At 44.8% G+C, this 12,803-nt stretch carries 12 protein-coding genes; 5 read left to right on the plus strand and 7 right to left on the minus strand.

Annotated elements, in window-relative coordinates; translation table 11 throughout:
• Positions 1-15 precede the first annotated feature (15 nt).
• Entirely contained in the window at positions 16-465 is a 450-nt protein-coding gene (locus tag L0660_RS10225; protein WP_235159390.1) for a DUF4920 domain-containing protein, read from the plus strand.
• Positions 466-539: 74 nt separating this feature from the next.
• Positions 540-2,321, plus strand: coding sequence for an SGNH/GDSL hydrolase family protein (locus tag L0660_RS10230; RefSeq protein ID WP_235159391.1), 1,782 nt, complete (start codon positions 540-542; stop codon positions 2,319-2,321).
• A 6-nt stretch (positions 2,322-2,327) separates the two neighbouring features.
• Here L0660_RS10230 and L0660_RS10235 read toward each other — a convergent pair whose 3' ends face one another.
• From L0660_RS10235 to argS, 4 genes are all read right to left on the minus strand, one after another.
• Positions 2,328-3,221 carry a 1,4-dihydroxy-2-naphthoate polyprenyltransferase gene (locus L0660_RS10235; RefSeq protein WP_235159392.1) on the minus strand — a complete coding sequence of 298 codons (894 nt, stop codon included), beginning with the start codon at positions 3,219-3,221 and terminating at the stop codon, positions 2,328-2,330.
• 23 nt (positions 3,222-3,244) lie between these two features.
• The gene (locus tag L0660_RS10240) at positions 3,245-3,622 is read right to left on the minus strand and encodes a DUF5618 family protein (RefSeq protein ID WP_233797089.1); all 378 of its coding nucleotides are present in this window, start codon (positions 3,620-3,622) and stop codon (positions 3,245-3,247) included.
• Positions 3,623-3,694: 72 nt separating this feature from the next.
• Positions 3,695-4,252, minus strand: coding sequence for a glutathione peroxidase (locus L0660_RS10245; protein ID WP_235159393.1), 558 nt, complete (start codon positions 4,250-4,252; stop codon positions 3,695-3,697).
• Positions 4,253-4,387: 135 nt separating this feature from the next.
• The gene (gene argS, locus L0660_RS10250; protein ID WP_235159394.1) at positions 4,388-6,166 is read right to left on the minus strand and encodes an arginine--tRNA ligase; all 1,779 of its coding nucleotides are present in this window, start codon (positions 6,164-6,166) and stop codon (positions 4,388-4,390) included.
• 161 nt (positions 6,167-6,327) lie between these two features.
• On the opposite strand from argS, the gene L0660_RS10255 reads away from it, so the two are divergent.
• On the plus strand, positions 6,328-7,878 hold the full coding sequence (locus L0660_RS10255; RefSeq protein ID WP_233797086.1) for a hypothetical protein: 1,551 nt from the start codon (positions 6,328-6,330) through the stop codon (positions 7,876-7,878).
• 2 nt (positions 7,879-7,880) lie between these two features.
• On the opposite strand, the gene pyrR is transcribed toward L0660_RS10255, so the two are convergent.
• Positions 7,881-8,420, minus strand: coding sequence for a bifunctional pyr operon transcriptional regulator/uracil phosphoribosyltransferase PyrR (gene pyrR, locus L0660_RS10260; RefSeq protein WP_026628231.1), 540 nt, complete (start codon positions 8,418-8,420; stop codon positions 7,881-7,883).
• A gap of 66 nt (positions 8,421-8,486) precedes the next feature.
• Here pyrR and pth point away from each other — a divergent pair, with 66 nt between their 5' ends.
• Positions 8,487-9,047, plus strand: a complete 561-nt coding sequence (gene pth / locus L0660_RS10265; RefSeq protein WP_235159395.1) for an aminoacyl-tRNA hydrolase — start codon at positions 8,487-8,489, stop codon at positions 9,045-9,047.
• A gap of 606 nt (positions 9,048-9,653) precedes the next feature.
• On the opposite strand, the gene L0660_RS10270 is transcribed toward pth, so the two are convergent.
• Positions 9,654-11,021, minus strand: a complete 1,368-nt coding sequence (locus L0660_RS10270) for an OmpA family protein (protein WP_235159396.1) — start codon at positions 11,019-11,021, stop codon at positions 9,654-9,656.
• Positions 11,022-11,121: 100 nt separating this feature from the next.
• Here L0660_RS10270 and L0660_RS10275 point away from each other — a divergent pair, with 100 nt between their 5' ends.
• Positions 11,122-11,994: a DMT family transporter gene (locus tag L0660_RS10275; RefSeq protein ID WP_235159397.1), complete on the plus strand. Its 873-nt coding sequence runs from the start codon at positions 11,122-11,124 to the stop codon at positions 11,992-11,994.
• Here L0660_RS10275 and L0660_RS10280 read toward each other — a convergent pair.
• Positions 11,991-12,782, minus strand: coding sequence for a PhzF family phenazine biosynthesis protein (locus tag L0660_RS10280; RefSeq protein ID WP_235159398.1), 792 nt, complete (start codon positions 12,780-12,782; stop codon positions 11,991-11,993). The genes L0660_RS10275 and L0660_RS10280 overlap by 4 nt on opposite strands.
• Positions 12,783-12,803: the final 21 nt, after the last annotated feature.

The raw sequence follows: 12,803 nt of genomic DNA on the forward strand, positions 1-12,803 counted from the left end.
AAACACATAACGAACATGAAAAAAGTAATGATGCTCATCTTGCTCGCCCTGGGCACATTGATCGCAGAAGCGCAAACCGAAAACCATTTTGGCAAGGAAATTACCGAGAGCAAGGCCATTAAGGCCAGCACTTTGCCTAAGCAAATGGGGGATAAAAAAGAAATGGCAGCCAAGGTGAGCGGCGAGGTGGAGTCTGTTTGTCAGGTTAAAGGGTGCTGGATGACGGTGAAGCTGGATAATGGTGAAACAATGCGTGTAATGTTCAAGGATTACGGATTTTTTGTTCCAAAAGACATAACGGGCAAAACGGTCGTTTTCGAAGGACAGGCGCAAAAGAAAACGATCCCGGTGGAGCATTTGCAACATTATGCAAAGGACGCCGGTCAGAGTCAGGAAGAGATCGCAAAAATCACCGAGCCGAAGGATGAGCTGACCTTTATTGCCGATGGCGTGATCGTGAAATAATTCCGATCATCGAAGTAAGAAACCTGCGAATGGGCACTTTTGAAGATATTCAGAAGTGTCCATTTTCTTTTTATATGAAGTTCAAAACCGCCATAGCCTTTGTTGGGCTGATCCTCTCGTTCCATTTTACATTTGCCCAGACCGCAAAATTAAACTGGTGGAATCCGCAAACAGCAACATTCCCTGTTTTGGAAGGTCAGGCTTGGCCGAAGGAAGTTAAAAATCCCTATGACCGGTTGCCGGCACGTGCAGAGAAGCAGGTTAGGGAGCAGGTTTGGGGACTGTCCAACCAGTCGGCCGGATTAATGCTGCGATTCCGGGCGAATGCATCGGAAATAAGCATTCGCTATGTTGTGAACGGCAAGCACGCGTTGCCGCACATGCCTGCAACGGGTGTAAGCGGGGTGGATCTTTACGCCATTTCCAGCGACGGCGACTGGCGCTGGTGCGCCGGGAAATATGCCTTTGGAGACACCATAACCTACACATTCAGAGGCTTGGAGCCCAATGATTCCTATCACAAGAGAGGACGGGAATACAGGCTTTATCTCTCTTTATATAGCAGCGTAAAATGGCTGGAAGTGGGCACTCCGGATGGAACGGAATTCACACCACTTGCCACCCGGCAAGATAAACCCATCGTCATTTACGGCACATCCATCGCACACGGCGCATGCGCTTCACGCCCGGGAATGGCCTGGACAGCAATTTTGGGCCGCAAGCTGGATCACCCGCTCATTAATCTCGGATTCTCCGGAAACGGTCGACTTGAAGAAGAAGTGGTCAGCATTGTCTCGGAAATTGATGCCAAGATATTTGTGCTCGATTGTCTTCCCAATCTTACGATAAGGCCAGATTCCAAGCTTGGACTCACCATTGAAGACGTAAAAAACAGGATTCTTGCCACCACGCGGACACTCCGCAAAAAGCATCCAAAGACGCCCATAGTCCTTGCATCGCACGCCGGTTACACGGATGAAGATATGAACCCTCAAAGCAAGCATTTTTACAGTGAGGTAAATGAAACATTGAAAGAAGCGTTTGCACAGCTCAAAGCGGAGGGCATTACACAGTTATACATTATTCCAAAAGCTGATTTCGGACAGGATATCGAGACTATGGTGGACGGAACGCATCCTAATGACCTTGGTATGATGCGTTATGCGGAAGGTTACGAGAAGCATTTGCGGCAGATTTTGCATGAATATAAAGGCGAAGCGTCCACAACCCAACCGGTGACTCAAATGCGGGAGCCGAATAATTACGATTGGCAAGCGCGGCACGCGGAGATCTTGGATCTAAACAAAAAGAACCCACCGGCAACAGTCGTTATCGGGAACTCCATTACGCATTTTTGGGGAGGTGTACCGAAAGGTCCACGGGCCAGTGGAGCTGATTCCTGGGACAATACTTTTGGTAGAAACGCCCGTAATATGGGCTATGGCTGGGATCGGATCGAGAATGTGCTCTGGCGTATTAACCACGGAGAACTGGACGGCTATGCAGCCAAGCAGATTTTTGTCAACATTGGCACAAATAACCTGCATTTGAATTCGGATGAGGAAATTGTGGAAGGCTGGCGAATGCTCATTGACGCAATCAAGTTTCATCAGCCTGACGCACAGATCACCATGCTGGGAATTTATCCGAGGCGTCAGCAGGAAGGACGGGTTGCTGTGATCAATGAAAAACTCGCGCAGCTGACGGGAGAAACCAATGTAAATTTCCTGGACCCGGGAAAAATCTTTCTAAAAACAGACGGCAAAGTCGACGAATCGCTATTTTCCGACGGACTGCATCCGAATGCAAAAGGATATAAAATGCTGGGAGATGCGATCAAGCCATTTGTTAAATAACAAGGCTCACAAAACAACGCCTATGCCGAACAGAATCACAAAGAGCAATGTAGAAAGTGCCATTTGTTTCAAATAGGGATCCAGTTCGCTGGCTTTTTTCAACCTGGAAATTGCCAGGCCATTTTTGATAAATAAAGGAAAGCTCAGCAGGAAAATCAAGCTCGTATAACCAGAGAAGTGTTCGGCTGTATAAACCGAAACGCAGAGCATTCCAATGATCAGGATCGTCCAGTGATAAGCAATCGCTTTTTCACGTCCGAGGCGGACGGGAATGGAGTTTTTTCCCGTCGCTTTATCAGATTCAATGTCGCGAATGTTGTTGATATTGAGAACACCAACGGCGAAAAGTCCGCAGCTCGAAGCTGGAAGGAGCAGGCCCCAGTCCCAAACATGCGTGTGCAAATAACTGCTTCCCAGTACACCCACCCATCCAAAAAATATGAGAACAGACAAATCTCCCAATCCTACATAACCATATGGACGCTTCCCTGCCGTGTAAGTAATCGCAGCAATAATGCACGCGATGCCAATCCCCAGAAAAACCCAGAAGACATTAGCAGGAGCGCCTTTCAAGGCGATGATCAGAAGCGAAATTCCTGAAATTAATGCCAGAATTGAGAAAACAATGATGGCTTTCAACATGGTAGAAGCCTGAATGTGCCCGGAATGAACGGCCCTGCGCGGACCTTCGCGCAATTCAGTGTCTTTACCGTTGACGGCATCACCATAGTCATTGGCGAAATTGGAAAGCACTTGCAGTAAAATTGTTGTCAAGACGCTCAATCCCGCAACCAGCCAGCTGAACCTTCCCGTGGAAGCTGCCAGGAAACAGCCCATTAAAATACATGAAAGTGCAAGAGGCAATGTGCGGGGACGGGCTGCTTCAATCCAGGGGTTCATTGATTAATAAGAGTAGGGTAATGTCAGGCTTGCGTTTTGCGCTCCGCCCAGTCAATAATTTTTTCTGCAAGTTGGAGACCTTCGGTTGAAACACCCGCGCTCAAATTTCCGTCGTAACTCATCGACAAGTGGAGCGTGTCATAAGCGGCCAGAAAATAGGAGAGGATTTTCTTGTCAGTCGTTGATAATTCTTTTTGATACCATTCAACGCTTTTTCTGGTCTTTGTCTTTTTTTCTCCTAAAACACTATCTAATGCCACCAAAACGCCAGCATATGCAGTGTGTCCAGCCATCTTTACGTATTTACGATCCTTGTAAACACCATTTTCCTTAATCGCTTTTTCTCTCAGAATCTCTTTTGCGTTGGAGATGTAACGCTTAGCTTCGGTAATGTCTTTCATGCTTAGTGATGTGTATGTGGTGAAAATATTTCAGGCTGCAACATTTGCAGCCTGAAAGTTAAAAAGCTTTTCTTAAATGCCAACCGCTGTCAGAAACTCTGGGTCAGTCGGAAGGATTTTTGAGGCGAAGAAATTGGTTAGCTCACCTTTCTCATTTATTACATATTTGCAGAAATTCCAGGTTGGAGCTTTGTCGTTCCAGCCGTTCAAATCCTTTGTAGTAAGCCATTTGTAAATCGGCGCCTGATCCTCACCTGTAACGGAAACCTTCTCAAACATCGGGAAAGTTACGCCGTAAGTTGCCGAACAGAATGTTGCGATTTCCTCACTTGTGCCTGGCTCCTGGCCACCAAAGTTGTTTGCAGGGAAGCCCAACACAACCACTTTATCTCCGTGCTCCTTGTTGAACTTTTCCCAATCTGCATATTGCTTAGTATAGCCGCATTTGGAAGCAACATTCAGGATCACCACTTTTTTGCCTTTGTATTTGCTCAGGTCAACCGTCTTATTTCCTACAAGAGATTTAACCTTGAAATCATAAAGCGTTTGCTTAGCAACAACGTCATGGGCAGGTCTTGTCGCAATCTCGGACTTATCGGCGAAAAGGCCGGATATTAAACTCGTGATCATAATAAATAATGTTTTTAATAAGCTCATAATTGTAGTCTGGTTATTGGTTAGATTATGTAATTAAAAAGTGAAATACAGGATATTCGATACATTTTAGCGGCTTTTCAAAACAACTTCCCTAACCACCCGGCCTCGCTACATTCGCTCCGGAACTTCTATCCCTAATAACCCCAAAGCCTTCTGAATTGTTTCAGCTACAGCACTAGATAATGCAACGCGGAATTTGACCGAATCTGCATTAGGATCAGAGAAAATAGACACTTCGGCATAGAACTGATTATAGACCTTCGCCAGCTCAAATGCATACAGCGAAATCACCGAAGGCGCGAACTCACTGGCGGCAGCCTGCACACGCACCGGATATTGAGACAATGCAAAGATCAACTCCCTTTCCGCCGGATGTAATGTATAGCTTACGGGTGGAATGACTGCTTGGATGCCTGACTGCTCCGCTTTTCTAATAATTGACCGAATCCTGGCATATGTATATTGAATAAATGGTCCCGTATGTCCTTGAAAATCAATAGATTCCTCCGGGTTGAAGAGCATTCGTTTCTTAGGATCAACCTTTAAAAGAAAATACTTTAACGCACCCAATGCGAGCTGGTTATAAAGCTGCTTGGCTTCCGCACTGTCAAAATCATCGATCTTACCGAGCTCCTGCGTTCTGCTGGCGGCGGTCTGGATCATTTGTTCCACCAGATCATCCGCGTCAACCACGGTGCCTTCGCGGGATTTCATTTTTCCGGAAGGCAGATCCACCATGCCATAACTAATGTGATAGCAGCCATCCGCATAAGGGCGGCCGAGTTTTTTCAGAATAGCGAAAAGGACCTTGAAATGATAATCCTGCTCGTTTCCTACAACCCATAAATAGCGGTTGTTGTGGAAATCGCTGTATTTCAGCTCCGTGGTTCCCAAATCTTGCGTGATGTAAACCGAAGTGCCGTCGCCTCGCAAAACCAGCTTTTCGTCCAGTCCTTCCGCGGTCAGGTCGATCCAGACGGAGTTGTCTGGCTTTTTGTAAAACACATTATTCTGTAAACCTTCTTCAATAATGTCCTTTCCTAGCAGGTAAGTGTTTGATTCGTAATAAGTTTTATCAAAACCAACCCCAATTTTATCGTAAGTCTGGCGGAAACCTTCGTAAACCCAGCCATTCATTTTATGCCACAATGCAACGGTTTCGGGATCATTGCTTTCCCAAAGCAAAAGCAATTTTTGCGCTTCCAGGATCCAGGGAGCCTTTTTAGTGGCTTCCTCCTCCGACATTCCCTGCTCTACCAGTTCCCTGATCTGCGTTTTGTATGCCTTATCAAACAGCACATAATATTTCCCAGCCAAATGGTCACCTTTGATCCCGCTCGATTCCGGCGTTTCGCCGTTGCCAAGCTCGCGGTAAGCCAGCATGGATTTGCAGATGTGAATGCCGCGGTCATTGACAAGACATGTTTTTACAACGTCATAACCGCTGGCTTTGAGTATTTTAGATAGCGAATCACCAAGGAAATTATTCCTCAAATGTCCCAGGTGGAGTGGCTTATTTGTGTTCGGCGATGAAAATTCGACCATCACGGATTGCCCGTTTGGCGCGAATGTTCCGAAATTCTGATCATTGAAAACATTCGAAAACAATTCCAGCCAAGTTGTGTCTTTGAGGCTGATGTTCAGGAAACCTTGCACCACATTGAAGTTGGCCACAACAGAAGATTGCGCTACGAGCTCAGTTCCGATGATCTGGCCCATTTCAGCGGGGGATTTACGGATGGACTTGGTAAGCGGGAAAGTAACAAAAGTGTAAAATCCTTCAAATTCCTTTTTTGTAGGTTGTAAAATGATGTCTTCAATGGTTACTTCAAAATGCTTCTGGATTGCTTTTTGAATATCGTCCTTCAGAATTGCTTCAATCGTCATGAATGTTGGGGTCAATGGAAGTGCTTCTTCTAATTCAGAATGACATTTCCCAAAGTTTTTATTTGATTAAAATAATTTATAATATTAATAGCAATGTTGTCCTTTTTGATGCAAAATTAGGGTAAATATTGAAGAGAGTTACACCCCTGAAGGAAGAAGTTATGAATAACCATTCTTTGCAATGGCACCGGATTTACTACATGCTCTTTTTGTGTATCACTCCCGTTGCCGGTGCCTTCGCACAATTGCAGCAGTCCGACCGTCTGGAAATACCCGCTAACCCGACTTCAACGGAGCAGTTCGAGGTTTTTAGCCTGGGCGAGCAAGGTTTGCTATCCGTGATCAGGGGAAATGAATGGTCCAATTCACGGAATGAGCAATGGCAATTTGTGAAGTATGACTCAACATTAAAAGCGGTCTGGCGGACAAGTTACAAGCTCGATTTTCGCTATATTCCTGTCATGGCTTACAAAGGCGAAGAAAGTGGTTACTGGCTTTTTGCTGAGCCGGATACGGACCGTTTTCTCTTTATGCAGATCAATTACGGCGACGGTTCTATCGACACTTATAAGGGAAATCTTTTAGCAGGTGTGGACGTACAACAGTTCAAGGTGATTGGAAGCAAAGCATTGGTTTCGGGTTATTACAGGTCACGGCCGGTGGTTATCGTCCATTCATTTTTTGACCATACAACGCGCGTCTTACCAGGACTTTTTGAAAAAAATACGGAACTGAACAATGTCGACATCAATGAAATTGACGGCTATATTAATGTGATTACTTATGCTTACCGGAAGAAAAACTGCGTTTTTGAAATCAAAACGTACAATTACGATGGGAAGCTATTGAAAAAGACAACATTAAGCGATCCCAGATATAGCTTTATCTCCGGCCAGATTGTGCCTTTGAATGCAGACGATTCTTATCTGATCGGTAATTATTCCGTTGGTTGCACGCAGTATTCACAGGGCTTGTACGTCACGCACGTAGAGCATGATGAGCCGCGCGATCCGCAGTTTATAGAATTTTCTGAATTGCAGAATTTCTTCAATTACATGAAGCCCAAACGCCGTGCGAAAATGATGGAGCGCATCGGAAAGAGGAAAAGCATGGGTAAGGAAAACAAGTTTCGTTACAGATTGCTGGTTCATGAGCTGATCCAGACGGAAAATGAAATTGTGCTGGTAGCGGAGGTTTATTATCCTAATCAAAGGTCAACGAGCCCGATCATTACCGGCGGCATTTCCCGGCCTTACATTTCGCGATCACTGGAAGGTTACCGTTACACGCATGCCATTGTCTGCGGTTTCGACAGGAATGGAAAATTTATGTGGGACAACACCATTACAATCAAGGATTTAACTAGTTACGATTTGCAAGAAATGGTCCAGGTGACGCCGGTTGACGACTATTTTGTATTAGCTTATCCGCAGGAAGGTGAAATTCATACAGAGGTGATCAGCAGGAACCAGGTTGTGGTGGAAAGCGAAAAATTCAAGATCACGGCCAAATCTGAAAAGGAAAAAGTGCTTAACAATGAAGATAGCTATCTATCTCCCTGGTATGGACAGTATTTCCTCGCTTACGGCATGCAGCGCCTGGGCACGTCCACCATCGGGCAGGGGCGTGAGGTTTTTTACATTAATAAATTAACCTACAAAACAGAGGACATCGGCAAAGCGACGAAGGAAGAGGCATCTCGTCCACGCTGATATTAATCGACCATCCAGATATGGTCTGCCTCAAAGCCTTGTTCTTTCCATTCCACCTGCACGCGCTGACTTTCCACGGTGCTTACCTGCATGCCGACATAATCCGGGTCAATAGGGATCTCCCTGTTGTAGCGGCGGTCAATCAGGACCATTAGCTCAACAGTCTTGGGGCGTCCAAAGGCCGTCATAGCGTCAAGCGCCGCCCGAACCATGCGGCCGGTTGAAAGCACGTCGTCGATGAGGATCACTCTTTTTCCTTCGATCAAAAAAGGAACATTGGTTTTATTGGGTAGGAGCGGAGATTCGCGTCTCCGAAAATCGTCGCGATAGAAAGTTGCATCCAGGTGCCCCATTGGAATGTCCTTTCCCGTGCGTTCTCTCAGTTCGGCAATAATGCGTTCGGCAAAATGTATTCCCCGCGGTTGCAGTCCCATCACCACGGAGTTCGCAAAATCCTGGTGATTCTCAATCAGTTCCTGGCACAACCGGCTGGTCATGATTTCCAGCAGCGGGCTGCTTAGTATTAATCGTTTTTGGGGCATAATGTAAATTCCCTGAATTTTAGCCTAAATTAAGTGCTCGAAGATGAAATCAAAAACTTTTAACAAATGAAATATCTGATTGCCGGGTTGGGAAATATAGGTCCGGAGTACGCATTCACCAGGCATAATGTCGGATTTATGGTGCTGGACAGGCTGGCGGCGCAGCATGATTTTAAATTTTCTTTCGAAAAACTCGCATTCGTGGCGGAGTGGAAGCACAAAGGCAGACAAATATATTTTATCAAGCCTACGACATTCATGAACCTTAGCGGAAAAGCGATCCGCTATTATATGGATCAGTTTAAAGTGCAGGAAGAAAACCTGCTGGTCATTCTCGACGAACTGCAACTACCATTCGGAACGTTGCGGATCAAGCCAAAGGGAAGCCATGGCGGGCATAATGGACTAAAAAATATTGAGGAGCTGCTGGCGTCGACAAATTATCCCCGTTTGCGGTTTGGAATAGGAAATAATTTTCCGAGAGGAAGGCAAGTAGATTATGTGCTAAAACCTTTTTCCAATGAAGAAATGACCGAGCTGCCCATATTTTTAGATAACGCTGGCGATATGGTTCTTTCGTTTTGTACTTTGGGAATACAGTCGACAATGAATAATTATAACCAATGATTGTACTAAATAAAGAATATATAAATATTTCAAGATTTGTATATATTCTGTAATTTGGTTATTTCTCAAATTATTAATAAGGTTAAAATTTAATTTGCAAGATTTAATAATAAAATACCCCTTGAAAACGAAGGTTAATTCCAAATATAATTCTGTTGGTACGATTTAAGGAAGTTTGTAATTTCGAAACTAATCCAGATATTTGTATCACGGTTCGCCGAAATAAAAATTGAATAAATCCAAGGAAATAAAATTAATGTTTTTACCTTTGCATTTATTATCGCAGTTCTGTTAGTCGCTCAGTTACAAGTTAATAGGGCAAAAGTTAAAAGAAGGGCGAATAGAGGTAAAAAAGCAATGTTTGCCGGCAAATCTGAAAGTTAGTTTGCTTCGTATATAGGCCAAATGTTTCCGTAATTAGTTAGTGAGGAAATTGGAGTATTATTCAAAACATTGTTACTTTATATAAAAAAGAGATTTAGATACGCTTGCATTGATATATTTTTTCGGTAAAAAACGCCGAAGTCAGTCGCAAAAGATATAAAAGATAAGAAAAGGTTAAGGGTTTAGGAATAGTCAGTATAAAGCCGTCTCAGTGAGATGGCTTTATCTTTTTATAGGCTCTGCCCAAATTTCCACCCTGCGGTTTGATCTCTTTAATGCTTCTGTCTGGTTCATGCGGCTTGGCTGCGCCGAACCATAACCTGAGCCTGAAATCCGGTTTTCGTCAATTCCTTTTCCCAGCAGATAACTTTTAACAGTCGCCACGCGCATGTTCGACAATTCTAAGTTCTTAGCAAAATCGCCGGTGTTGTCCGTATGGCCTTTCAGCACAATCCTTAAATTATCCCGCTTCTGAAAATAAGAAACAAGCGAATCAAGGCCTCGCAGTGCATCATCTTCCAGCACATCCGTGCTTTGCGTAAAATATAATGTGGATAACGGTGTATCGTAAGTCGATTCCGAAAGGCTGATCAGCGACTTCACCTCTTCAAACCTGTTTGAAACTTTCACTGATACACTTTTGGATTGAAAGCCTTCTGCCTGGGCCGAAATGCGATATGTTTCGTAAGGCCGTAGTTCAAAGTTATAGATCCCATTAACCGTTTTGGTCGATGCCACCAACGAATCCGAGTTGGATTTGCGGACCGTTACATCAGCATCATTCACGGGTTTCAAGTTCTTTCCATCGTAAACACGACCCGTTACAACCGCCAAATTAGTGTTTCTTTTTGCAGGTTCTTTAACGGCGGGTTTTTCTTCAGGTTGCTTTTCTTCCTCTTTTTCGGCCACCGCTGCTTTGGGCGCCCTGCTGATCGTCTGGTAACTTCTTCTTACAAAAACGGGCGTCATTACACGGTCGTACACGCGGATAAGGACAATGGAGCCGGCACTGGATTCGTGATTAGCGATGAGGTCATCCTGGAAGAAATTAAGAACCTGGTCATTATCCAGCATTCCCTCCGTTCCCGGATCTTTGAACTCCAATTTCGATTGACCATTGATGTACATTTTAATGATCTTGGTCTCGAAATCGCGTGAGTACACATAATGTACATACTGGTTTGCCCGTACAGGTGCTTTTTCTCCGATCGCAAAATCGTAGAAATTGAGCTTGCCATCGTATATATAACTGCCGTAGTCGCTTTTCCTGTTTTTAAAATCGAGAACCCTTTTCCAGCTGTCGAGCTCATCCATTTTAAAATAGACCTCAACCGTAAAAGATTTGCTCAAAAAACCTTTGGCCTCCGCATTATTGAACTGCAAACCACTGTTTTTCTCGAATTGATAAATGGTCCTGCTCAAATCATCAGAACCCGGAATTTTCTCTTTGACATATTTTCCAGGCTGCCCGAGCACTTTTAAGGACGGGCCGGCATTTTCAATAGGAGTAAGGCCATTGTTGAAGTCGTAGGTCCAATGACTTTGCGAAAAAGAAGGGAAATAGAGTCCGGTAAGAAGAATTACCAGCATGCACTTCGCATTTATTTTATCAATCATGCCCAAAAATATAAAAAGTGCAGGGTGAACCCGAAACGCATCGTGTATTTTTGGAGCATAATTCTTTGAAAGCGTGAAAAACATTGGTATTGGCATTCTCTTTTCCATTCTGTGGTCGTCTGCATCTGTGGCTACCAAATTTGGAGTCCGGTCAGCTGCTCCGTTAATATTGGCAAACGTTCGCTTCTTTATTGCTGGTATCTTACTGTTATCTTTTTCCTATTTGCTCAGCAAAGATCCGTCTTACCGGATGCCTAACAAAAAGGAATGGAAGCAGCTTGCGCTATTCGGTTTCCTTAATACAACGCTTTATCTCGGCCTCTACGTGTACGCCATGAAATTTACTGCTGCCGGAATCGGCAGTCTGGCCGTTTCTGTTAACCCGCTGATCATTGTGCTGTTATCCGCCTGGTGGCTCAAAAGGCATCCGCGGACGGAAGAATGGTTAGGGATTATTCTGGGAATGGCAGGGGTTGGCGTGGCAACTTACCCGTTACTGGCAGATAGCTATACGACAATAGGAGGGATAACATTGCTGCTGATCAGCATGATAGCGGTTTCCGCAGCCAGCGTTTACTATGCTACGGTTCAGTGGGAGCTGCCCAATTTGCTGATCAATGGGTGGCAGGTTTTCCTGGGGGGTGTCTTTTTGCTTCCCGTAACATTGCTTTTCAGTGATTTCTCAACCACTGTCTGGGACGGAACATTCTGGTTTCCGGTACTCTGGCTAAGCCTGGCCGTTTCCATCATCGGACTGATCTGCTGGTTTTACTTACTCAGAATTGACACAGTGAAAGCCTCCCTATGGCTCTTTTTATGCCCGCTTTTCGGCTTCTTCTTCGCCTGGTGGCTCATGGACGAGCCGGTAACGATTTATACAATAGTCGGAACTGTGCTTGTAATCGGTGGATTATATGCGGGGCAGAGGCGGAAGCTGATGAGTTAATCATCAATCAATATCTCTCCCTTCAAATACAGCCTCGCCTGGCCGCCGATGTGTACGCGGTCGCCGTCCAGCTCGCATTTAAGGTATCCGCCGCGCTTTGAAAGTTGTTTGGCGGTCAATGTTGTTTTGCCGAGTTTTTCTGCCCAGTAAGGGATTAATGTTGTATGTGCAGAACCGGTTACGGGGTCTTCATCTATGCCGGATTGCGGTGCGAAAAAGCGTGAAACGAAGTCGACGTCCTCACCGGCAGCCGTAACGATAATGCCGCGTGCCGGAATGGTTGATAATACTATAATGTCGAAATCCAGGTTTTTAAGCACCTCTTCGGAGTCCAAAACCACCATATAGTCTGTTTTTCCTTTATAAACTTCCAACATAGTCGTGTCCAAAAGGCCTTCCACTAATGCAGGCGGCGGCACGGCGATGTGATACAGGTCAACGGGAAAATTTAATGTAAGCCAATCTTCTTTGCAATCCACTTGTAGTTCGCCGCTGCGCGACTCAAAACGGATCGATTTGCCTTCGTAACCTTGAATATTAAAAATCACATATGCAGCAGCCAATGTTGCGTGGCCGCAAAGATCAACCTCAACTGAAGGCGTAAACCAGCGGATATGAAAGCCATTTTCATTAGGAACGTAGAATGCAGTTTCTGCCAGGTTGTTTTCAGCAGCGATGTTGAGCATTGTTTCATCCGGAAGCCACTCATTCAGAGGGACAATCGCAGCAGGGTTTCCACAAAAGAGTTTATCAGTAAACGCATCGATCTGATATATGGATAGTTTCATGTTCAAAAAATGGGGTTAACA

It is taken from the genome of Dyadobacter sp. CY351, from assembly GCF_021502625.1.
Lineage (GTDB): Bacteria > Bacteroidota > Bacteroidia > Cytophagales > Spirosomataceae > Dyadobacter > Dyadobacter chenhuakuii.

What these genes read in the sequence shown, in the direction of transcription:
- L0660_RS10225 (WP_235159390.1), top strand. Translation starts at nt 16, where the DNA reads ATGAAAAAAGTAATGATGCTCATCTTGCTCGCCCTGGGCACATTGATC.
- L0660_RS10230 (WP_235159391.1), top strand. Translation starts at nt 540, where the DNA reads ATGAAGTTCAAAACCGCCATAGCCTTTGTTGGGCTGATCCTCTCGTTC.
- L0660_RS10235 (WP_235159392.1), bottom strand. Translation starts at nt 3,221, where the DNA reads ATGAACCCCTGGATTGAAGCAGCCCGTCCCCGCACATTGCCTCTTGCA.
- L0660_RS10240 (WP_233797089.1), bottom strand. Translation starts at nt 3,622, where the DNA reads ATGAAAGACATTACCGAAGCTAAGCGTTACATCTCCAACGCAAAAGAG.
- L0660_RS10245 (WP_235159393.1), bottom strand. Translation starts at nt 4,252, where the DNA reads ATGATCACGAGTTTAATATCCGGCCTTTTCGCCGATAAGTCCGAGATT.
- argS (WP_235159394.1), bottom strand. Translation starts at nt 6,166, where the DNA reads ATGACGATTGAAGCAATTCTGAAGGACGATATTCAAAAAGCAATCCAG.
- L0660_RS10255 (WP_233797086.1), top strand. Translation starts at nt 6,328, where the DNA reads ATGAATAACCATTCTTTGCAATGGCACCGGATTTACTACATGCTCTTT.
- pyrR (WP_026628231.1), bottom strand. Translation starts at nt 8,420, where the DNA reads ATGCCCCAAAAACGATTAATACTAAGCAGCCCGCTGCTGGAAATCATG.
- pth (WP_235159395.1), top strand. Translation starts at nt 8,487, where the DNA reads ATGAAATATCTGATTGCCGGGTTGGGAAATATAGGTCCGGAGTACGCA.
- L0660_RS10270 (WP_235159396.1), bottom strand. Translation starts at nt 11,021, where the DNA reads ATGCTGGTAATTCTTCTTACCGGACTCTATTTCCCTTCTTTTTCGCAA.
- L0660_RS10280 (WP_235159398.1), bottom strand. Translation starts at nt 12,782, where the DNA reads ATGAAACTATCCATATATCAGATCGATGCGTTTACTGATAAACTCTTT.